22 protein-coding genes are annotated in these 19,725 nt (G+C 69.4%); 6 read left to right on the plus strand and 16 right to left on the minus strand.

What is annotated here, in order from left to right; translation table 11 throughout:
* Window positions 1-42 precede the first annotated feature (42 nt).
* From ACOZ32_RS10380 to ACOZ32_RS10440, 13 genes are all read right to left on the minus strand, one after another.
* Window positions 43-768 carry a ribosome assembly factor SBDS gene (locus tag ACOZ32_RS10380; protein WP_010902925.1) on the minus strand — a complete coding sequence of 242 codons (726 nt, stop codon included), beginning with the start codon at window positions 766-768 and terminating at the stop codon, window positions 43-45.
* A gap of 60 nt (window positions 769-828) precedes the next feature.
* Window positions 829-1,323, minus strand: coding sequence for an Rpp14/Pop5 family protein (locus ACOZ32_RS10385; protein WP_010902926.1), 495 nt, complete (start codon window positions 1,321-1,323; stop codon window positions 829-831).
* Window positions 1,320-1,922: a class I SAM-dependent methyltransferase gene (locus tag ACOZ32_RS10390; RefSeq protein WP_235157786.1), complete on the minus strand. Its 603-nt coding sequence runs from the start codon at window positions 1,920-1,922 to the stop codon at window positions 1,320-1,322. The genes ACOZ32_RS10385 and ACOZ32_RS10390 overlap by 4 nt, the downstream gene beginning before the upstream one ends.
* Complete coding sequence (locus ACOZ32_RS10395) at window positions 1,906-2,604, minus strand: RNase P subunit p30 family protein (RefSeq protein ID WP_012289302.1); 699 nt, start codon at window positions 2,602-2,604, stop codon at window positions 1,906-1,908. Before ACOZ32_RS10395 ends, ACOZ32_RS10390 begins: the two co-directional genes overlap by 17 nt.
* 112 nt (window positions 2,605-2,716) lie before the next feature.
* Window positions 2,717-3,385 (minus strand): potassium channel family protein, encoded by a 669-nt coding sequence (locus ACOZ32_RS10400; protein ID WP_205252728.1) that lies wholly within the window; start codon window positions 3,383-3,385, stop codon window positions 2,717-2,719.
* A 44-nt stretch (window positions 3,386-3,429) separates the two neighbouring features.
* Window positions 3,430-3,630: a hypothetical protein gene (locus tag ACOZ32_RS10405; RefSeq protein WP_010902930.1), complete on the minus strand. Its 201-nt coding sequence runs from the start codon at window positions 3,628-3,630 to the stop codon at window positions 3,430-3,432.
* Window positions 3,630-5,243 carry a TrkH family potassium uptake protein gene (locus ACOZ32_RS10410; RefSeq protein WP_010902931.1) on the minus strand — a complete coding sequence of 538 codons (1,614 nt, stop codon included), beginning with the start codon at window positions 5,241-5,243 and terminating at the stop codon, window positions 3,630-3,632. Before ACOZ32_RS10410 ends, ACOZ32_RS10405 begins: the two co-directional genes overlap by 1 nt.
* Before the next feature lie 76 nt (window positions 5,244-5,319).
* Entirely contained in the window at window positions 5,320-6,081 is a 762-nt protein-coding gene (locus ACOZ32_RS10415; RefSeq protein WP_010902932.1) for an Lrp/AsnC family transcriptional regulator, read from the minus strand.
* A 64-nt stretch (window positions 6,082-6,145) separates the two neighbouring features.
* The gene (locus ACOZ32_RS10420) at window positions 6,146-6,568 is read right to left on the minus strand and encodes an RNA-binding protein (RefSeq protein ID WP_010902933.1); all 423 of its coding nucleotides are present in this window, start codon (window positions 6,566-6,568) and stop codon (window positions 6,146-6,148) included.
* A 36-nt stretch (window positions 6,569-6,604) separates the two neighbouring features.
* On the minus strand, window positions 6,605-6,823 hold the full coding sequence (locus ACOZ32_RS10425; protein WP_205251823.1) for a DUF1918 domain-containing protein: 219 nt from the start codon (window positions 6,821-6,823) through the stop codon (window positions 6,605-6,607).
* Between the two features lie 52 nt (window positions 6,824-6,875).
* Window positions 6,876-7,703, minus strand: a complete 828-nt coding sequence (locus tag ACOZ32_RS10430) for a hypothetical protein (RefSeq protein ID WP_010902935.1) — start codon at window positions 7,701-7,703, stop codon at window positions 6,876-6,878.
* Between the two features lie 233 nt (window positions 7,704-7,936).
* Window positions 7,937-8,848, minus strand: coding sequence for an FKBP-type peptidyl-prolyl cis-trans isomerase (locus tag ACOZ32_RS10435; protein WP_010902937.1), 912 nt, complete (start codon window positions 8,846-8,848; stop codon window positions 7,937-7,939).
* Window positions 8,849-8,908: 60 nt separating this feature from the next.
* Window positions 8,909-9,100, minus strand: coding sequence for a DUF7511 domain-containing protein (locus tag ACOZ32_RS10440; RefSeq protein ID WP_010902938.1), 192 nt, complete (start codon window positions 9,098-9,100; stop codon window positions 8,909-8,911).
* Window positions 9,101-9,212: 112 nt separating this feature from the next.
* Between ACOZ32_RS10440 and cyaB the strand changes: the two genes are divergently transcribed.
* The 4 genes from cyaB (at window position 9,213) to ACOZ32_RS10460 (ending at window position 12,821) form a co-directional block, all read left to right on the plus strand.
* Window positions 9,213-9,824, plus strand: a complete 612-nt coding sequence (cyaB, locus tag ACOZ32_RS10445; RefSeq protein WP_010902939.1) for a class IV adenylate cyclase — start codon at window positions 9,213-9,215, stop codon at window positions 9,822-9,824.
* Between the two features lie 66 nt (window positions 9,825-9,890).
* Window positions 9,891-11,117: a methionine adenosyltransferase gene (locus tag ACOZ32_RS10450; protein WP_424335205.1), complete on the plus strand. Its 1,227-nt coding sequence runs from the start codon at window positions 9,891-9,893 to the stop codon at window positions 11,115-11,117.
* Window positions 11,118-11,193: 76 nt separating this feature from the next.
* Window positions 11,194-12,372: a tRNA sulfurtransferase gene (locus ACOZ32_RS10455; RefSeq protein WP_205251824.1), complete on the plus strand. Its 1,179-nt coding sequence runs from the start codon at window positions 11,194-11,196 to the stop codon at window positions 12,370-12,372.
* A complete protein-coding gene (locus tag ACOZ32_RS10460) occupies window positions 12,369-12,821 on the plus strand; it encodes a DUF5804 family protein (protein WP_235157784.1) in 453 nt (150 codons plus the stop codon). Before ACOZ32_RS10455 ends, ACOZ32_RS10460 begins: the two co-directional genes overlap by 4 nt.
* A 13-nt stretch (window positions 12,822-12,834) precedes the next feature.
* Here the strand turns inward: ACOZ32_RS10460 and ACOZ32_RS10465 are convergent, their stop codons facing one another.
* The gene (locus ACOZ32_RS10465; RefSeq protein WP_424335206.1) at window positions 12,835-13,818 is read right to left on the minus strand and encodes a PLP-dependent cysteine synthase family protein; all 984 of its coding nucleotides are present in this window, start codon (window positions 13,816-13,818) and stop codon (window positions 12,835-12,837) included.
* Between the two features lie 128 nt (window positions 13,819-13,946).
* Here ACOZ32_RS10465 and ACOZ32_RS10470 point away from each other — a divergent pair, with 128 nt between their 5' ends.
* On the plus strand, window positions 13,947-14,297 hold the full coding sequence (locus tag ACOZ32_RS10470) for a TlpA family protein disulfide reductase (RefSeq protein WP_010902944.1): 351 nt from the start codon (window positions 13,947-13,949) through the stop codon (window positions 14,295-14,297).
* On the opposite strand, the gene ACOZ32_RS10475 is transcribed toward ACOZ32_RS10470, so the two are convergent.
* Window positions 14,287-16,452, minus strand: coding sequence for a thioredoxin domain-containing protein (locus ACOZ32_RS10475; protein ID WP_424335207.1), 2,166 nt, complete (start codon window positions 16,450-16,452; stop codon window positions 14,287-14,289). The genes ACOZ32_RS10470 and ACOZ32_RS10475 overlap by 11 nt on opposite strands.
* Window positions 16,453-16,586: 134 nt before the next feature.
* On the opposite strand from ACOZ32_RS10475, the gene purD reads away from it, so the two are divergent.
* Complete coding sequence (purD, locus tag ACOZ32_RS10480) at window positions 16,587-17,879, plus strand: phosphoribosylamine--glycine ligase (protein ID WP_285255027.1); 1,293 nt, start codon at window positions 16,587-16,589, stop codon at window positions 17,877-17,879.
* Here purD and ACOZ32_RS10485 read toward each other — a convergent pair.
* Window positions 17,873-19,720, minus strand: a complete 1,848-nt coding sequence (locus ACOZ32_RS10485) for an FAD-binding protein (RefSeq protein WP_010902947.1) — start codon at window positions 19,718-19,720, stop codon at window positions 17,873-17,875. The genes purD and ACOZ32_RS10485 overlap by 7 nt on opposite strands.
* Window positions 19,721-19,725 lie beyond the last annotated feature (5 nt).

Genomic DNA, 19,725 nt, shown 5'->3' on the forward strand with positions numbered 1-19,725 from the left:
TACGGTACGCACCCGGCGCACTTAAGCCTCCGGCGCGGCGGCCTACCGCGTCTTCAGCTCGTCTTTGTCCTTCACGACACTGGTCTCGCCGTTGCCCTCGGACACCTCGTTGACGCGGCCGTAGAACTCGTCTTGCATGCCCGCGGGGAACGTGATGACGCCCACCCACGAGCCGTCGGCCTGCCACTCCTCGCGCTCCAGTTCGCCGAACTCGCGGAGTTTCGCCTGCCCGCTGCCCGCGTAGTCGGCGGGCAACTGGACGGCGACGGTCATCTCCTCGAACCGGATCGGGATGACGGGCCGCAGCGCCTCCAGGGCGTCGTCGACCTGTTCGTCGGCGGGCGTCATCGGATCGACAGTGAACCCCGCCTCGTCGAGCGCGCTCTCGATGCGGTCGGGTGGATGCGGTGCGCCGTCCATCTGTGGATTGATGGCGTTGCGCGAGATCGTGTTGATGAGGCTGCGCTTCTTGCGCTGTTGCATCGCCTCGCGCTGATCGGCGGTGATCTGGATCTCGCCCTGGCCGATGACCTCGGGGATGATCTCCAGGGGCTCGGTCGTCCCGAACACCGTCTCCAGGTCGGACTCCGCCGGGCGGTCGCCCCGGGAGGCGTTCTCGAAGACGTCGCGGGCCGCGATCACGTCCGTCAGCTCACCGTCGAACTCGTCGCGTCGCATCTCCAGGGCCGCGTCCGGGTCCACCAGTACCTCGAAGCGCTCGCCGTGCGTTTCCAGCCGTGCGGTCACGGCGTCGTCAAGCGAAATCATACTGACTCCTTCGACGGGGCCACCAAAAGACCTTCTCCCATCCCGTGGTGCCGACCGCACTCACTCCCCGTCCGTCCCGCAGTCCCGGCGGCGCGCCCCCACCCAGCCATCGTCGCCGGCAACGACGTCGACGTTCTCCCCGCGGCACACGCCATCGCGGGCGTCCCCGTCGAAGGCGACATCGCTCCGGCGTTCGGGGGTGTCGAGGCCGTCGAGATACCGCTCCCTGGCGGCGCGCATCGTCCCGGAGACGCCGCGGACGCACACCCGAACGGGGTGCTCTCGGACCGCGCTCACGCAGGCCACCGCGGCGCGCGCTCGTGACACGGTCCCGCGGCGCGCCCGCACCAGCGCCTCCCCGCGGCCGTCCCGGAACGAGTACGCGACGACACGCACCCCGGCGTCGGCGCTGCCGGGGTCGCCCAGCAGGTTTCCGGCGGCAAACCACAGGGCGCGCTGGAAGTCGCTGCGCTCGATCCCGGCGTCGGGCCACGCCTCGATCCCGACGGCGAGATACCGCCACCGCGGTCGCACGTGCTTGGGGAGGTGTTTCATCGCGTCTCGGCCACCAGCACGCCGACCTGCTCGTGGACCATCTCCACCGCCGTCACCGCGTACCCGGCGTCGGTGAACGCGTCGGCGAGCACGCCGACGGTCGCCGGGTCGTCGACTGCCGGCGAGTAGAACGGGTCATCGGGGTTCGGCCCCCCGAACAGCATCACGTCCCCGAGCACGATCCGGTGGGGGTTCAGCCCGGCGATGGTGTCGATCGCACTGCGCTTTTCGGCGTCGCTCAGGTGGTGCATCGCGAAGTTCGACACCACCACGTCGGCGTCGCCGTCGTAGTTCGGCTCCCTGAACCGCCCCGTGTCGAACGCGACGTTGTCCACGCCGCGTGTGGTCGCCTTCTCGCGGGCCTGCGTCAGCATCCCGTCGCTGATGTCTCGACCCACGACCCTGCCGGCGTCCGCGGCGAGGCCGAGCGCGATCGCGCCCGTGCCACAGCCGAGATCCAGCACCGTGTCCGCGCCGCCCACGTCAGCGTGCTCCAGCACCAGCGCCACACACTCGTTGTACTCCGGGGTCTGGTCGTCGTCGTAGGCCGCGGCCACGTCGTCGAAGCGCGCGGCGTGCTCCTCAAGGGTCTTCTTCATACCGGCCACGTTTGACCCCCGGTGCAATGAACTCCGCGGACAGCCGCCGGCGGTTCCGCGCCGCCAGGTGCGTCCACTCCCGCAGGCCGGCCCGCACCTGGGCGTCCGTGAACCCGATCTCCGCGCCGACGGCGACCAGTTCCCGGGGCGACCGCACGTGCAGGTGGCTGGCCGGCCGCCCGCTCACCACGAACGGCGCGTCGTAGTGCTCGACGAGCTCCCGGAGCTTCCGCAGCCCCCGCAGCGCCTGCACGCGGTCGCCCCCGCTGGCCCGCAACACGCCGGCGAAATCGAACTCCAAGCGCACCCCGTGTGTCCGCGCCGCCTTCACGATGACGTGGTTCACGTCCCCGCCGTCGGCCATCGGCGCGGCGAGCACGTCCACGCGCTCGGACTCCGCGACGAACCGATTCAGCGACGGCGACGACGCCCGCGCCGCCACCACCACCGCGTTCTCGCGGCGGCGGCGGATCCGCTCGCTGGCCCCGGCGCGGTCCGTCACCGACACCGTCGTCCCCCTGACAACGTCCGCGTCCGTGTCCGCACCGACCGCGTCCGGGTCGGCGCTCGTGGCCCCCCAGTTCCGAACCACGATGCCGTCGTAGCCGGCGCTGGCCGCGGTCGCCGCCAGCCGCGCGACCGTGCTGTCTCCGTCCGGGTGGGCGCACACCGCCTCGTACACGCTCACACGTTGGCGACCCCGCGGTAAAAACGCGTGCGGTCTCCCTTGTTGCCCGCGGGCGGACACCGCCCGGCGACACCACGCAGCCGGCCGGTCGAGCACCCCGTGTGGCTCACTCCGAGCCGGTGAACGTCTGCATGACGCTGCTGGTCACGCCGTTCTTGGAGAACGCGGTGATGAGGTCGCCGGCGTGGATCGTTGTCTCTCCGCGCGGCGTGATGACGTCGTCGCCGCGCTCGATGGCGACAACCAGGACATCGTCCCCGAGGAGTCCGTTGGTGTCCGCATCCTGGAGGGTCTGTTCGGCCAGCGGTGCGTCCTCGGTCACCGTGATTTCGAACACTTCGGCCTCCCCGCCGAGCGTCATGAAATCCTTGATCGACGGGCGCTGGACCGCTCGAACGAGGTACTCCCCGATCAGGCGCTGGGGGTTTTCGAGGACGTTCACCCCGATCCGGCGGAAGAGCTCCATGTTGTCGGGGTCCTGGACGACGCTCACCTTCGACTCGATGTCGAGTTCGTCCGCCAGCAGCATCACCATGATGTTCGTGGGGTCGCGGTCGGTGGTGGTGATGATGGCGTCGGCCTTCTCGGAGCCGGCGTCGACGAGCGTGTCCTTCGCCGTGGCGTCGGCGTTCAACACGAGACAGTCGTAGTCCCGGCTCACCTGGTCGGCCACGTCGGGGTCGGTCTCGATGACCACGATCTCGTTTGCGCTTTTCGTGAGCAGTTGGATGACCTGCGATCCTATGTCACCAGCACCGACCACTATAATGTACATACTGCATCGTAAATCTCCGCCCTGCTAAGTTTTTCTCTCCTCAATTAGCGGATGGCCTCGGAGAGGATGTAGGCGGCGAACCCGACGGTGTACGCGACCGCGAGCGCCAGCGACACGGGCGTCCGGCCGAGCAGCCGGATGGCCACGATGACCACCGGCCCCAACACGAGCAGCGCGTCGAAGACACGGTCGTCGGCGCCAGCGGCCAGCAGCGGCCCGATAACCGGGATCGCATCGAGGCGCATCAGTCGTACACCTCCAGCGTGCTGAACAGGCCACGCAGGAGCACCAACACCGGAATGATCTCCAGGCGACCGATCCACATGTTGAACAGGAACATCGCCTTCGTGACCGTCGGCATCCCCGGCCCGGTGATGCCCGAGGACAGCCCGACGTTGCCCTGCGCGGACGCGACCTCGAAGAGGACGTTCTCGACGGTGTACGCGTCGGGCCCCATGGGGATCGCGAGCATGAACACGAACGCCGCCACCCCGAGGAAGACGAGCCAGAGGAACGTGATGATCGCGGCCTCCTCGAACTCCTGGGCGGCCTCGGTGTCGGAGAGCGCGCGCCCGTCGAGGCGGAACGTGCGGACGGCATCCGACGGGTAGAACACCCCCCGAATCCGGAACAGAATGCCTTTCACGAGCGTGAGCAGTCGAATCAGCTTGATGCCGCCGACCGTTGATCCGGCGGCAGCCCCAACGACCATGCCGAACGCCACGGTCAACTGCGCGGGGGCCGTCCACCCCGACCCCAGCGCGCCCGCCGTCTGGAAGCCCGTACACGAGGCCGCGGACACGAACTGGAACAACGCGTACCGGACCGTCTGGAAGAGCGTCGCTGCCGACCCATGCAGCACGACGCCGGCAACGGCGACTGACTCGGTCACGTAGTACCCCTGCTGGAGGAGGACCGCCGTCAGGAGCGCCGTCCCGAGCGCGAAGAACCCGAACACCCACCGGGTCTGGAGGTCCGTGTAGAGGTTGCGGAGGTCGCCCTGGAGGACGAGGTAGTGGATGGGGAACGCGATGCTCCCCAGGACCATCACCGGGATGAGCGCGAAGTCGATGGCGGCGCTCCCGTAGGTCGCGATCGAGTTGTCCGTGATGGAGAACCCACCGGTCGCGAGGCCGGTCATCGCGTGATTGATGGCGTCCCACATCGGCATCCCGGCGATCCAGAGGAGCAGGATCGAGAAGAACGTGAACAGGAGGAAGATCCACCAGATGGTGCGCACCGTCGAGACGATGCTGGGGTGGATCTTCTCCGAGCGCGCCTCGCTCTCGTAGAGGGTCAGCGAGCCGCTGCCGGGTCGCGCGAGGATCGCCGTGGTGAGCACGATGACGCCGACGCCGCCGACCCATTCGATGAACGACCGCCACCACTGCAGGGTGTGGGGCAGCGCGGCCTCGTTGTCGGCCATCGTCAGCCCCGTGCCGGTGAACCCGCTCATGCTCTCGAAGAACCCGTTGAGCGGGTTCTGGAACGCGGCAAGCGTGCTGAACGTTCTGGTTCCCGGGACCGTGAACCGCGCCGGCACGTCGAGCATGCCGGGATCGAGCTGCGCGGTCCATGCGGCCAGGAGGAACGGCACGGAACCGAACGCGGCGACCAGAAACCACCCCGACGCAGCGATCATCATGCCATGCAACCGGCCGGGATCGGCGGCGTGCTCGAACGTCCGCCTGAGCGTGAGCCCCACGACTAGCGGGATGAGTCCTGAGACGACCATCGCCGGCACCACCCAGAACTCCCCCCACACGAGAGGGACGAGCACGGAAACGAAGATGAGGCCGGCCAGCGCCTCAAGCATCCGCCCGAGGTCGCGCGCGATTGTTCCGAGACGATCGACCATGGCTTCTCGTTTGCCGAACAGGGAATTTAAGCTAGCTGGTTTCCACTGGGTTTGTGGCTGCCTGAATTTCGTACTACTAAGTCTCCGTCGCCGAGCCGCGTTTCCCGAACACCGACAGCGTCTCCTGGCTGATGCCGCCCCGGCAGAACACCGTCACCAGGTCGTCCGGACGCACCCTCGTGTCCCCGCGCGGTGTCAACATCTCGTCGTCGCGCTCGATCGAAACGACCAGCACGTCGGACTCGATGACGCCACGCTCGTTGGCCTCGCGCAGCGTATGCCCGGCGATCTCGGCGTCCGCCGCCACGGACAGCTCCACGACCTCAGCACCGCCGGACAGCTCCATGAAATCCGCGATCGTGTGTCCGTCCTGGGAGTCGTCGGGGCCGAACTCGTGGTACGGCCGGATCTCCTCGCTTTGGAGCAGGTTCTCCTCCTCGATGTCCAGCCCGATCGCCGACAGGTCGTTCGCGATCCGGGTGAGCTCCTGCATGTCGTCGCCGACAGCCGTGACGTGGAGGTTGCTGCGCCCTTTCATCAGCTGGCGGACGCTCACCACGCCGGGGATCTCAGCGACCTGCTTGGACAGCCGATCCCGGTCGGGCACGGGGCTGGTGCAGATGTAGAGGTTCGTGAGCCGACCGCCGACCTGTGGGTACGAGACGACCGCGTGATAGCCGCGGATGATCCCCGCCGCTTCGAGATGTGTGATCCGGTTTCTGATCGTTCCTGCGGACACGTTGACCTCGTCGGCGATGTCGGGGGCGGACGTGTTGCGCGCGTCACGAACCAGGTTGTAGAGGATTCGCTTGTCTACCTCGTCCAGTCGGTCGCTCATACGTGTTCCCTCCACGTCGAGGAGGATAACCAGTTTGGATCAGGGGCCGGCCACCGACCGGGTCCTAGTCCGCGAGCGCGTCCCGCGCGTTCTCGACGGCGGCGTCCTTCTTCGCGGGGTAGGCTTCGACCTTCGCGCGCAGTGAGATGCCGTCCCCGAGCTGGGCGTCCCCCAGGTACGCCGCCTGCTTGTCGAGGTGCACGAACAGCGAGCAGTTGTCGTCGACGCGCTCGTCGAGCTGGTCGCGGATCTGCTCGATGTCAGCGCCGTCCCGGAGCTGGTCGAGCACGTGGCGCATGTCGTCGGCGCGCTCGACGCGGGTCGACAGCACGCCGATGCGGTCGCCGAGATGCCCCTCGCTGTCCGTGCGCTCGATCTCGACGTCCTCCGGGAGGAAATGCCCCAGCGCGTCCGCTACCCGGGAGTCGGCCTCCGTGTCGTAGCAGAACACGCGGAGATCGATGTAGTGGAACGGAACCTCACTCATGATGGCGGCGTACGCCGCCGACGCGTAAAAGACTCGTTACTCGGCGTCGGCTTCCGCGTCGTCGTCGTCGTCGGCTTCCGCGACGAGGTCGAGGCTGTCCTCGGGAACGCCGGCTTCCTGGCCGTCTTCGAAGCTGATCGTGTAGTTCACGTCGCCGAACATCGTTTCGGCGGTCTGCGTGATCTCGCCCTCCTCGCCGTCGTAGTCGCTGTGTTTCTCGTGGAGCACGACCGTGTCGCCCTTCTCGAAGCTCATGGCATCCGATTCCACCCCAGCAGTCAAAAGTGAATTGATTACTGGCGGCGACTCACTCCGGCCCGAACGACACGCCGTCGCGGTCCTCGGCGTCCAGCCTGCGGAGCGCCGCCCGGGCGTTGCTGGCTTCGTACCCGAAGAACACGTCTTCGCCGTATTCGGCGGCGACCTCGGCGGCGTGCAGCAGGTTCTCGATGTCGACGTTCACCGCGTACAACTCGATGCTGAACGGCGCGTCGACCGCGTCCTCGAACCCCGCGGCGATGGTTTCGATCCAGTACGTGGTCTCGTAGGCGGTGTCGTACAGCGGAACGACGAACTCGTCGACCAGCTCCGCGAGCGCGTCGAGATCCAGGCCCGCCCGCTCGTAGAGGTGGCCCGGGTAGGGATCCGGGTACAGCGTGAGATACGTCTTGCCGTCGATGCGGTCGACGGCGTCCGCGACGAACGACGTGATGACGTCCGCGCGCCACGCCTGCCAGTCGTCGAACGCCGACGCCTCGAACGCCGCCGTGCAGCGATCGCAGTGACAGTACTCCGCCCGCGGGAACCCCACGTCGTCGAGTCGAACGTCGCCGCTCACGTCGCTGCACGTCTCCACGACGGTGAGCACGCCGTTGCGGTAGTCCTCGGCCAGCGGGCAGATGTACGCCCAGTCGAAGTACTGGCGCTCACGGGTCGCCGGCCTGCCGTCGTCGTCGACGGGAACGAGCTCGGGGTCGGTGCCGGCGGTGGCGTTGTCACCGAAACACGACACCATGCTGACGGCGTTCTCCACGGGGTCGACGTGGCGGCCGGTCACGTCCTTGACTTCGTAGAACCCGGTTTCGAACTCCGGCCAGTCCAGCTCCTCGGCGTTCCGCGTGACGACGCCGTACATACGTTCGCGGTAGGAATGGGGGCCGCGTAAGTGGTTCGACTCAGTCGATGCGGTCGATCTCTTCGAGGTCTTCGGCGTCGCCGCCCGCAAAGAGCTTCCAGACGAGGACGATCACCAACAGCGCGACACCAGCCTTCAGGAGTTTCCGTGCCATACCTCACAGCACTCACGGGGGCATTAAACGCTTTGCGGGCTGTCGGCGCGCGCGTTCGCCGACAGTCGGCGTGGTGGCGTTACTCGTCGTCGAGCTCGTCGACGATCTCGTCGGCGTCGACGTCGGCGTCTTCGAGGGCGTCCTCGACGTCCCCGAGGTCGCCGCCCGCACCGCCCATCATGCCGCCCATGCCCGGCATACCGGCGGGCTGGCCGTCGATGATCTCCTGGACGATGACGCGGTCGATGTCGAGCATGTCGATGACCTGGGACAGCACCTGGCTTTTGCCCATCATCCACTGCTGGTTGAACTGGAGCTGCGGGGACTGCTCGATGTAGAGGGTCTCCTTCTCGACGCTCTCGGTGGTGGTTTCGGCGTCGCCGTCCTCGGTTTCCTCGGTGACCTCCTCCTCGACGGTCTCGGTGACGAGATCGACGTCGAGTTCGACGTCGAACATCATCTCCAGGAAGCCGACGGCCTGCTGCTCGCGGTCGGTGATCTCGTCGAGGACCTCGTACTCGTATTCGATGTCCTCGCCGGCAAGCGGGTGGTTGAAGTCGACGCGGGCGCGCCCGCCGATGATGGCTTCGACGTGGCCGTGCTCGCCGTCGACGTCGACGTGTGCGCCGGGGTAGCGGTCGTCTTCGGGGATCTTGTTGGCGCTGACCGTTCGGACCTCGTCCTCGTCGTACTCGCCGAACGCCTCCTCGACGAGAACGGTTCCGTCGTCGCCGACGGACTGCCCGACGATGTCGTCTTCGACGGCTGCGAAGATGTGCTCCTCACCGAGGACGATCGTGCGCGGGGAGAACTCCTGTTCGTCCGTGTCGACGCCCTCCGACTCGGCGATCTCCTCGTCGGTGGTGTCGACAAGCTCCTCGCTGTCGACCGTGTAGGCCGTATACGACAGTTCAACGAAGTCGCCCGTCTGGAATCCGTCCTGTTCGTCGCTGGATGAGTCGGCCTGCTCGGCCTCGGGTTCGTCGCTCATACCAATACGCACTCTCGTTCCATCCTTAAGAATCACGTTTCGAACCGGTGAGCGAGACGGTCAGCGGGCGTCGGCCAACGACACGACAGCGCCCGCGTCAACCGACAGCCACGTGGTCGTGACGTCGCCGTCGACGACCGACACCGGTGTGACCGTCGCGCGGTCGGCGTCGTCGCTGTACCGGACAACGGTGAGCTGCAGCGGTGAACCTGCGGTGGGGCGGGACTCACATGTGGGGCTGTTTGCGGCCATGTCGTCTCGGTGTGTGCCGCCAGTGCTCTTGAACGCTGCTAGGAGTGGACTATACGGCTATTGAGACCGGGAAGCGTCGGTCTTTTTGAATCAGCGTGCCGAGTACGAACGTATGTATGAGGTCGAAGTGAAGGTTCCGGGGGAGTACGAGACGGTTCGGGCGGCGCTCGCGGACGTGGATGCCGCCGAGCACACGACGGTTGCGCAGGCGGACACGTATTACGATGCGCCCCACCGGGCCTTCGAGCAGACCGATGAGGCGTTCCGGTTGCGGCGCGTCGCCACCGCTGCGCGGGGGTTCGAGCGCGGCGACGACCTCACGGCGGACATCGATGCGGTGCTTTCGGGGCCGGCGCGCGCCGACGGCGAGTCCCGCGTCACGTACAAGGGGCCGCTGGTCGAGGCCGAGTCGAAGACCCGCGAGGAGTTCGAGACTGCGGTCGGGGACGACGCACAGATGGCGGCCATCATCGAGCAACTCGGGTTCGAGTCGGCCGCGGTGGTGCGGAAGCTCCGCACGAAACACCACTTCGAGGGGTTCACTGTGCTGTTGGATGCCGTCGAGGACGTCGGCGAGTACGTCGAGATCGAGACGACCGTCGAGGCCGAGCACGCCGTTTCTGGCGCTCGGGAGGACGCCTACGCGGTGCTCCGGCGTCTGGGGTTGGATCCGACCGATCAGATCCGCACGTCGTATCTCGGCCTCCGCACGTCGAATGCGTAGCACGCATAATTGTCGGCGTCTCCGTTTCCGGAAGTTATACGAACCGAGACCGGGTACGCTCAGCCAATGACTGACCGGAACATCCAAGTACAGTCTCTCGACCGCAGCGCAGTCGAGGACGACGCCGTCGAAATCGTCGAGCGAAAGGGGCTCGGTCACCCCGACTCAATCTGCGACGGCATCGCCGAACACGTCTGTGAAACCCTCGCCCGGGAATACCGCGACCGGGTGGGCCACGTCCTCCACTTCAACACCGACGAGACCCAACTCGTCGCCGGTGACGCCGCCCCCGCGTTCGGCGGCGGGAACGTCATCGACCCGATCTACATCCTGGTCGTCGGTCGCGCCACCAGCCACTACGTCGAAGCCGACGGCACCGAACACCACATCCCGGTCGAATCCATCGCCCTGGAAGCCGCCCGCGAGTACCTGCGTGAGACGCTGCCCCACCTGGACCTCGAAACCGACGTGATCGTCGACGTCAAGCTCGGCGAGGGATCGGGGGACCTCCAGGACGTGTTCACCGACGACGACGACGGCCCCGCCGTGCCGATGGCCAACGACACGTCGTTCGGCGTCGGCCACGCCCCGCTCACCGAAACCGAGCGCATCGTCCTCGAAGCCGAGCGCTCGCTGAACGGCCCGTACGCCGAGCACACGCCCGCGGTCGGCGAGGACGTGAAAGTGATGGGGAAACGCGAAGACGACCACATCGACCTCACGATCGCCGCCGCGCTCGTGGACGCCCACGTGCCGGACATGGACGCCTACATCGCCCAGGTCGAAGCCATCCGCGAGCACGTCTTCGATCTCGCCACCGAGCACACGGACCGCGAGGTCACCGTCCACGTCAACACCGCCGACGACTACGAGTCGGGCTCGATCTACCTCACCACCACCGGCACCAGCGCCGAGCAGGGCGACGACGGCAGCGTCGGCCGCGGCAACCGCGCCAACGGCCTCATCACCCCCAACCGCGCCATGAGCATGGAAGCCACGTCCGGCAAGAACCCGGTCAACCACATCGGGAAGATCTACAACCTGCTTTCGACGCAGATCGCCGAGGCGGTCGTCGCCGAGGTCGACGGCATCCGCGACCTCCGGGTGCGACTGCTCTCACAGATCGGCCGCCCGATCGACGAGCCCCACGTCGCGGACGTGGAAGTCGTCACCGAGAACGGCACCGCGGTGGCCGACGTCGACGCCGAGATCGAGCGCATCGTCGACGCGCAACTCGCGTCGGTCACGGACCTCACGCGCCGCGTCATCGACGGCGAACGCACCACGTTCTGAGCGCGCACCCCCGGTCTGCGAGTGTTCTCCAGTGGGGACCGATAGGTGTTTACTCGCGGACTGGCTTCCACCACGCATGCTTCCACCCGGGGCCGACAGCGTCGTCGTCAGGCACGGCGATGTCGGCGTGAAATCCAGTCACGTCCAGTCCGACATGGAGCGGACGCTCCGGGACAACGTCGCCGCGATGCTCGCCGACCGCGGCGTGCCCGGCGATGTCGAGCGCGAATGGGGGCGCGTCCTCGTTCGCAGCCCCGCGGCCGGCCGCGCGGCGGATGCGGCCGCTGACACGTTCGGCGTCGTCTCCGCCAGTCCCGCCGTCTCAGTCGCCCCCGACCTCGACGCGATCAGCGACGCGCTCGCCGCCGCCGCCCGCGCCCACTACGACGGCGGCGCGTTCGCGGTCGACGCGCGCCGCGCCGGCACCCACGACTTCGACAGCCACGACGTCAACCGCGTGGGCGGCGACGCCGTCTGGGCCGCCGTCGAGGACGACTTCCAGCCGGTCGTTGATCTCGACGACCCGGACATCACGTTCTTCGTGGAAGTCCGGGACGCCGAGGCGTTCGTGTTCCTGACACACCGCGACGGCCCCGGTGGCATGCCGCTTGGCACCCAGCAGCCGCTGGTCGCGCTCGTCTCCGGCGGCATCGACTCGCCGGTCGCCGCCTGGGAGGCGATGCGCCGGGGCGCGCCCGTCATCCCGCTGTATCTGGCGTTGGGCGACTACGGCGGCCCCGACCATCGCGCCCGCGCCGAGGCGGCCGTGCGCACGCTCGACGACTACGCGCCCAACCACGACCTCTCGCTGCGGGTCGCGCCGGCCGGCGACGCCATCGACCGGCTGGCCGCGGCGACGGGGCGCACGCGCATGCTCTCGTTCCGGCGGTTCATGTACCGCGTCGCCGAGCACGTCGCCGAACATGCGGGCGCGGCCGGCATCGTCACCGGGGAAGCCGTCGGCCAGAAATCCAGTCAGACCACCGCGAACCTCGGCGTCGTCGACCGCGCCACCACGCTGCCCGTCCACCGGCCGCTGCTCACGTGGGACAAACAACGCATCACCGCGGCCGCCCGCTCCATCGACACGTTCCGGGACTCCAGCCTCGACGTCGGCTGCAACCGGCTCGCGCCGCGCCAGCCGCTGACGGCCGCCCCCATCGAGAGCGTGCGCGCCGACGAACCCGACGCGCTCTTCGAGTGGGCGCGCACGGTCGCCGCCGACACCGGCCCCGTGGAGGTGGCGGTCGCGTGACCGACGTGCTGCTCCTCGGGACCGACGACGACCCGTCGCTGCGGGCGGCGCTGTTCGAGTACGAGACGGCGCGGCGCGCGCTGTCGACCTACGACGTGCGGTCGCCGTACGCCAACACCGTGGCCGTGACCACCGTCAGCCTCGGGGCGGCGGTGTCGCTGTTGAACGACCTGAACTGGTATCTCGCCCGGCTCGCCGACGCCGCGATGGTTCGCGACCCGTCCGTGGCGGAACACGAGTGGCTGTCACGCGACGTGGCCGCCCGCGTGCGAGCGGGCGATCTCCCGGCGGCCGAGACGGACGCCCGCCTGAAGCTCTACGGGATCGTCGACGGCGCGCTCGTCGAGCCGATCTACGCCACCCGGGAGGGCGACGAGGTGCCGGCGTACGACCGCCGCGCGGTCGACGACACGCTGCCGGTGCGGGTGACCGCCGCGGAGTTCCAGTAGCGCCGCGGATCGGTCAGTCGAACACGCCCGCCGAGAGGTATCGCTCGCCGGTGTCGGGCAGGATCGTGACGACCAGCGGGCAGTCGTCGGGTCCGTCACCACCGTCCGCGATGGCGTCCGGATCGCCGGCGGCGTCGGCGTCGAAGCTGACGTCCGGGCAGTCAAGCGAGGGGTCGGCGATGCGCTCGGCGGTCCGGGTGGCCGCCAGCGCCGCCGCGCCGCTGGACTGGCCCACGAGCACGCCCTCCTCGCGGGCGAGCCGCCGCGTCTCGGCTTCCGCCGCGTCCACCGCCACGGTTTCGACGGTGTCGATCAGCTCCCGGTCGAGGTTGTCGCTGACGAACCCCGGCCCCATCCCCTGGAAGTCGTCGTCGCCCGATTCGCCCGTCGACAGCACCGCGTTCGCCTCCGGCTCGACCGCGACCACGGACATCTCGGGATGGGCCTCCCGGAGCCTGGTTGCGGTCCCGGTGATCGTGCCGCCGGTCCCGACGCCCGCAACGAGCGCGTCGATCTCGCGGCCCTCGACCTGGTCGAGGATCTCCTCGGCGGTCGTCCGGTAGTGGGCGCGCGGGTTCGCGGGGTTCTCGAACTGTCCCACCCGGAACGCGCCGGTGTCGGCGGCGACCCGGTCGGCCACCTGGTTCGCGGTCTCCATGCCGGCGTCCACCAGCTCCAGGTCCGCGCCGTACGCGCGCAGCAGTTGCTTGCGCTCCGTGGACATCGACGCCGGCATCACGATCGTGAGGTCGTAGCCGCGGGCGGCGGCGGTCAGCGCCAGCCCGATCCCCGTGTTCCCGCTGGTCGCCTCGACCAACTGGTCGCCGGGCTGGATCTCGCCCGCGCGCTCGGCGGCCAACACCATCTCCCTGGCCGGCCGGTCTTTCGCCGAGCCGGCGGGGTTGAACCCCTCCAGCTTCGCCGCGATGGTCGCACCCTCGGGTGCCGTGAGCCGAACGAGTGGCGTCCCGATGGCGTCCAGGATGCTGTCTTTCATTGCCCCGACGTACGTGGCTGTGGAGTAAACGTGTAACGGGCGCGGCCAGCGTTTCCCGGTCGTCGCTTGCCAGGGGGCCGGGGTTTTTGTCCGCGAGCAGCCAACCCCCAGGCGTGTCACTCACCACGATGGAGCCGAACCCGGCGTGGGACGCGGAGTCGTATCCGGCCGTGATCGAGGCGTTCGAATCGCTGCCCGCGGACGCGACCGTGCACGTCTGGGGCGGGGACTGGTGTGGCGACTGCCGGTCCCAGCTCCCGGATTTCGCCGCCGCGCTCGCCGCCAGCGGCGTCGAACCGGCCGTGCACCCGGTGTCCCGCGGCGACGACGGAAAAACCGGGCCGCGCGTCGACGAGTACGGCATCGACCGCATCCCGACGGTCGTCGTCGAAGGCGCCGACGGCACCGAACACGCGCGCTTCGAGGAGCGCGACTCGCTCCCGCCCGAGCGCTATCTGGCGGACGCGCTCAGCGACTGAACTCGGCGAGCCACTCGGTGATGCCCGCAGCGTCGTCCAGCGGCGGCGAGCACGCCCGCCGGCAGACGTACGCGCGCGGCGTGCCGTCGTCGCCACCAGTTCGGCCCGCCCACAGTGGCGGCACTGACGCCTGGTCCAGCGTGGACTGCCAGGCGTCCAGGCCGTCCTCGGTCGGGGGCCGCCTGGACAGCAGCCGGTCGGGAAGGTACGCCGCGCCGACGGCGTCACGCCACGCGTCGGGGAGGTCGTCGGCGGCCACCGTGATCTCGCGGCGGCCGCCGGCGCGCGTGTCCGCCGCGAGCACGAGCTCGGGGTGGCGGCCTGGAGACTCCGCGATGTGGCTGCCGTACCGCGACAGCAGCGCCGCGGCGGCGTCGTCGTAGCCGGCCGCGGGCGCGAACGCAGCCAGCGCGTCGAGGGTGTCCGCGGCCACGCCGATCGGGCTGGGGGTGGAGCCGGTCCCGGTCGCCTGCGAGCGCACGGCCACGTCGTCGACCGACGCGGGCGTTTCATAGAGCACGCCCGCCGACGCGTCGTAGCACGCCTCAAGCATGGCGTCGGCGAGATCCAGCGCGAAGTCGAGGTGGGCCACGGCTCCGGTGGCCTCGTAGGTGGCCAGCGCGCCGGCGGCGAGGAACGCGTAGTCGGCGGCGTACCCGACGCCCGCGACATCGCCACCGATGCTGCGGCGGGCGAGCCGGTCGCCGTCCCAGAGCGTGTCGCGTGCGAACGCGATGGCGTCGGCGGCGCGCTCGGCGAACCGGTCGTCGAGTGCCAGCCCGGCCTCGGCGTACGCGCGCGCCATCAGGCCGTTCCACCCGGCGAGCACTTTCTCGTCGCGCGCGGGCCGTGGGCGGTCGGCTCGGGCCGCCCGCAGGCGCGCGTCGATCACGTCACACCACGCCTCGGCCGTGGCGGGGGCGGTGTCGAAGGCGTCCGCGATGGCACCCACCGACGCCGACACGGTGGGGACGGTGGTCCCGGCCTCGAAGTTCCCCGTGTCGTCGACACCGTAGCGCCGGCACGCGGCGTCAGCGAGCACGTCCGCGTCCGCGGTGTCGCAGGGTGCGGCGGCGGCGTGATCGCGCATCGCGGCGGCGACGCGATCGGGCGTCCACACGTAGTATGCGCCCTCCTCGCGGTCGCCGTCGGGGGCGTCCGGGGGTGGGCTGCGGGCGTCGAGTGTGGCGTAGAACCCGCCGTCGGGGTGGCCAAGCTCGCGGTCGACGAACGTCAGCGTGGACCGCGCGACATCGGCGTACCGGTTGTCGCCGAGGGCGCGGTAGCCGTCGACGTACAGCCGCGCCAGCGCCGCCTGGTCGTACAGCATCTTCTCGAAGTGGGGCACCGTCCACTCGCGGTCCGTGCAGTATCGGTGGAATCCGCCGCCGACGTGGTCGTGGAGGCCGCCGTCGGCCATCGCGGTGAGGGTGTGGCGGGCGGCGCTGGCGGCGCGCGCGCCGTCCCCGGCGTCGCGCTGTGTCGCCCGCAGGAGCACGCGCAGGCGGCCCGCGTGGGGGAACTTCTGGCCGCGCCCGAACCCGCCGTGTGTGGCGTCGGCCGCGTCGGCGATGCTGCCGGCGGCCGCGGGCAGCGGCGAGTCGGTGCCCGCGTCGTCGACGGGGTCGGGCACGGATTCCAGTTCCCCGCGGGCTGCCTGCAGCCACTGCTCGGCGCGCGCGTCGAGGTCCCCGCGGTTCTCCCGCCAGTTCGCGGTCACGTCCTCAAGCAGGCTCTCGAACCCTGGCTGGTCGCGCGTCGGTTCCTTGGGGACGTAGGTTGTGATGTAGAAGGGCTTGCGCTCGGGCGTGAGGAACACCGACAGCGGCCACCCCCCGCTGCCGCGCGTGACCTGTGAGACGGTCATGTAGAGGTCGTCGACGTCCGGGCGCTGCTCGCGGTCGACTTTCACCGGGACGAACTGCTCGTTCAGGACGGCAGCGATCTCCGGGTCGGCGAACGACTCCTCGGCCATGACGTGACACCAGTGGCACGCCGAGTAGCCGATCGAGAGGAAGATCGGCACGTCGTGTTCGCGGGCGGCGGAAAACGCCGGTTCGCCCCACGGCTGCCAGTTCACCGGGTTGTCGGCGTGCTGGCGGAGGTACGGGCTGGCCGCCTCGTCCAAGCGGTTGCGGGCGGTCGGATGGGTCATGCCCCCCGGTAGCGCGCCCGCGCGGGTAAACCCCGGTGTCGCGTCACCGCCGGCCGGTGGTATACCACGTCCGTGGATAGATCCGCCACGAGAAAGGAGAACGTTTACACTGTCGTGGGGAGTCGGTGGCGGGTATGACCGAACGTGTCCTCCTGCTCGGCGGTGGCGGCCGAGAGCACGCGCTGGCAGACGCGCTCGCCGACGACTGCACCCTCTCCGCGGCTGCGTCCACCCGCAACCCCGGCATCGACGCGCTCGCCGACGACCTCACGATCCTCGACCCAGCCGACCCCGCGGCGGTCGTCGACCACGCCACGGCCATCGACGCCACCCTCGTGGTCGTCGGTCCCGAGGCCCCGCTCGCCGCCGGCGTCGTGGACGCGCTGTCCGACGCCGGCATCTACGCGTTCGGCCCCACACAGGCCGACGCCCGCATCGAGACGGACAAACAGTTCCAGCGGGAGTTCATGGCCGCCAACGACGTCCCCGGGCAGGCCGACTTCGAGACGTTCGACGACTCGGACGCGGCCGCCGACTACGTCACCGGCGTCGACGGCCACGTCGCGGTCAAGCCCGCGGGGCTCACCGGCGGCAAGGGCGTCCGCGTCACCGGCGACCAGCTCTCGAAGCCGGCGGCCGCCGACTACATCCGCACCAGCGACCACGACGACTGGGTCATCGAGGAGCGCCTCGACGGCGTCGAGATCACGGTCCAGGCGCTGGTCGCCAACGGCGACATCCGGACCACGCCGGTCGTCCACGACCACGGCCGCGCCTACGAGGGCGACGACGGCCCGAACACGGGCGGCATGGGCAGCATCGCCGGCCCCGGGCGGCTGGTGCCGTTCGCCACCGACGCCGACTACCAGGCCGCCGTCGACACCATCCGCGCCGTCGTCGACGGGCTCGAAGACTACCGCGGCGTGCTCTACGGCCAGTTCATGCTCACCGCCGACGGCCCCAAAGTCGTGGAGTTCAACGCCCGGTTCGGCGACCCCGAAGCCATGAACACGCTGACCACGATGGAGACGCCGCTCCTGGACGTGCTGGCTGCGGCCCGCGATGGCGAAGCGCTGCCCGAGCTCGCCTTCTCGGAGCCGGCGACGGTCTGCACGTACGCCGTTCCGGACGGCTACCCGACCGATCCCACGGGCGGCACCACCATCACCATCGACGACGCGTCGACGGGGGACGCGGAGCTGTTCTACGCCAGCGTCGACGCCCACGACGACGGCTCCCTCACGACCACCACGTCGCGGTCGTTCGCCGTCGTCGGCACCGGCGACAGCATCCCCGCCGCCGCCACCTCTGTCGACGCCGCGCTCGCAGACCTGCCCGACGGCGTGCGCGTGCGCCGGGACATCGGCAGTAAAACGCTCTTAGCGGACCGCAACGCCCGCATGCGCCGCCTGCGAGACGGTCAGTAGGAGCGCGTCTTCGGCTCGTAGGTGTCGTCGTGCCCCTCAAGCAGCACCGGGCGGTACCACAGGTCGGGGTCGCCGTCGTTCCACGACACCATCGTGTGTTTGAGCCACTCGTCGTCCTTGCGCTCCTGGTGTTCCTTGCGCCAGTGTGCGCCCCGGAACTCGTCGCGGGCCAACGCCCCGATGGTGATCATCTCCGCGACGTCCAGGAGGTTGCGCGTCTCGATCGTGTGTTGCAGGTCCGTGTTGAACGTCCGCGACTTGTCGGCGACGTAGACGTCCTGGTAACGCTTGCGCGCGTCCTGGATGTCCGCGAGCGCCTGCTTGAGGCCGTCCTCGGTGCGGAACACGTTGACGTTCTCGGTCATCGACTGCTGGAGGTCGGCGCGCACGTCGGCGTGGTTGACGCCGTCCTCGCGGCCCAGCAGCGCCTCGATGCGCTCCTCTTCGGTGGTCGCCGTGTCCGCGACCACGTCGGTCGGTGCGCGGGTGTCCACCGCGCCCTGTGCGCCGCCGTCGGTGGCCGGCTCCGCGACGCCCGCGTCGCCGTCGGGCGCGCCCGTCGGCACGCTGAGCTCGTCGTGTTCGAGGGCGTCACTGGGCCCGGTCTCGATGAGCGGGTCGGCCATCTCCTTGCCGGCGGCGTGGCGGCCCGCGAGCGCGCCGAACACGATGAGCTCCGGCAGCGCGTTCCCGCCGAGGCGGTTCGCGCCGTGGAGGCTCACGCACGCACACTCGCCGGCGGCGTACAGCCCGCTGACACACGTCTCCCCGAACTCGTTGGTTTCGATGCCGCCCATGGCGTAATGCTGGCCGGGCTTGACGGGCATCGGCTCCTCGAGCCCGTTGACGCCCTCGAAGTCCTCGGCCAAGTGGAGGATGTTCTCCAGGCGGTCGGTGATGCGCTCCTCGCCGAGGTGGCGCATGTCGAGGTAGATGTGTTCGTCGTCGACGCCACGGCCCTCGTTGATCTCCGTGAGCTCCGCCCGCGACACCACGTCTCGGGACGCCAGCTCGCCGTCGTTGGTGGCGTAGCCGTGCTCGAACATGAACCGCTCGCCCTCGCCGTTGTAGAGGATGCCGCCCTCGCCACGCACGCCCTCGCTGATGAGGACGCCCGTCGACGGCAGCGTCGTCGGATGGAACTGGATCATCTCCATGTCCTCGACGGGGACGCCGGCGCGGTACGCCATCGCCACGCCGTCGCCGGTGTTCGCGACGGCGTTGGTCGTGTGATCGAACGCCTGCCCGATCCCGCCGGTCGCCAGGATGACGCTGTCACTGGCTTTGAACCCCGCGATCTCGCCGGACTGCACGTCCCACGCCACGACGCCGTGGCATTCGCGGTCGTTGGGGTTGTCCTCGTCGGTGACCGCCAGCTCCGAGACGTACCACTCGTCGTACACCTCGATGCCGCGTTTCACCACCTGCTCGTAGAGCGTGTGCAGCATGTGGTGGCCGGTCTCGGCCCCGGCGTACGTGGTCCGCGGGAACGACAGCCCGCCGAACGGCCGCTGGCTCACGCGCCCGTCGTCCTCCCGGGAGAACGGCATCCCCCAATGCTCCAGTTGAATGACCTCGTCGGGCGCGGTCTTCGCGAAGGTGTCGATGGCCGGGGCGTCCCCGAGATAGTCCGACCCCTTCATCGTGTCGTACGCGTGGTCCTCCCACGAGTCTCCGTCACGGAGCGCGGCGTTGATGCCGCCCTCCGCGGCCCCGGTGTGGCTGCGCACCGGGTGGAGCTTCGTGACGATCGCTACGTCTGCGCCTTCCTCTTGGGCGGCGATGGCTGCGCGGAGTCCCGCGCCGCCGCCGCCGACCACGATGACGTCGTGCTCGTACATGAGTT

This window comes from Halobacterium sp. MBLA0001 (assembly GCF_049705385.1).
Lineage (GTDB): Archaea > Halobacteriota > Halobacteria > Halobacteriales > Halobacteriaceae > Halobacterium > Halobacterium salinarum.

Coding starts and splice junctions, on each gene's coding strand:
- ACOZ32_RS10400 (WP_205252728.1), bottom strand. CDS start 3,385: ATGTACATTATAGTGGTCGGTGCTGGTGACATAGGATCGCAGGTCATC.
- ACOZ32_RS10415 (WP_010902932.1), bottom strand. CDS start 6,081: ATGAGCGACCGACTGGACGAGGTAGACAAGCGAATCCTCTACAACCTG.
- ACOZ32_RS10475 (WP_424335207.1), bottom strand. CDS start 16,452: ATGACCCATCCGACCGCCCGCAACCGCTTGGACGAGGCGGCCAGCCCG.
- ACOZ32_RS10410 (WP_010902931.1), bottom strand. CDS start 5,243: ATGGTCGATCGTCTCGGAACAATCGCGCGCGACCTCGGGCGGATGCTT.
- ACOZ32_RS10430 (WP_010902935.1), bottom strand. CDS start 7,703: ATGTACGGCGTCGTCACGCGGAACGCCGAGGAGCTGGACTGGCCGGAG.
- ACOZ32_RS10470 (WP_010902944.1), top strand. CDS start 13,947: ATGGAGCCGAACCCGGCGTGGGACGCGGAGTCGTATCCGGCCGTGATC.
- ACOZ32_RS10465 (WP_424335206.1), bottom strand. CDS start 13,818: ATGAAAGACAGCATCCTGGACGCCATCGGGACGCCACTCGTTCGGCTC.
- ACOZ32_RS10385 (WP_010902926.1), bottom strand. CDS start 1,323: ATGAAACACCTCCCCAAGCACGTGCGACCGCGGTGGCGGTATCTCGCC.
- ACOZ32_RS10390 (WP_235157786.1), bottom strand. CDS start 1,922: ATGAAGAAGACCCTTGAGGAGCACGCCGCGCGCTTCGACGACGTGGCC.
- ACOZ32_RS10450 (WP_424335205.1), top strand. CDS start 9,891: ATGACTGACCGGAACATCCAAGTACAGTCTCTCGACCGCAGCGCAGTC.
- ACOZ32_RS10420 (WP_010902933.1), bottom strand. CDS start 6,568: ATGAGTGAGGTTCCGTTCCACTACATCGATCTCCGCGTGTTCTGCTAC.
- ACOZ32_RS10440 (WP_010902938.1), bottom strand. CDS start 9,100: ATGGCCGCAAACAGCCCCACATGTGAGTCCCGCCCCACCGCAGGTTCA.
- ACOZ32_RS10485 (WP_010902947.1), bottom strand. CDS start 19,720: ATGTACGAGCACGACGTCATCGTGGTCGGCGGCGGCGGCGCGGGACTC.
- purD (WP_285255027.1), top strand. CDS start 16,587: ATGACCGAACGTGTCCTCCTGCTCGGCGGTGGCGGCCGAGAGCACGCG.
- ACOZ32_RS10405 (WP_010902930.1), bottom strand. CDS start 3,630: ATGCGCCTCGATGCGATCCCGGTTATCGGGCCGCTGCTGGCCGCTGGC.
- ACOZ32_RS10435 (WP_010902937.1), bottom strand. CDS start 8,848: ATGAGCGACGAACCCGAGGCCGAGCAGGCCGACTCATCCAGCGACGAA.
- ACOZ32_RS10380 (WP_010902925.1), bottom strand. CDS start 768: ATGATTTCGCTTGACGACGCCGTGACCGCACGGCTGGAAACGCACGGC.
- ACOZ32_RS10455 (WP_205251824.1), top strand. CDS start 11,194: ATGCTTCCACCCGGGGCCGACAGCGTCGTCGTCAGGCACGGCGATGTC.
- cyaB (WP_010902939.1), top strand. CDS start 9,213: ATGTATGAGGTCGAAGTGAAGGTTCCGGGGGAGTACGAGACGGTTCGG.
- ACOZ32_RS10425 (WP_205251823.1), bottom strand. CDS start 6,823: ATGAGCTTCGAGAAGGGCGACACGGTCGTGCTCCACGAGAAACACAGC.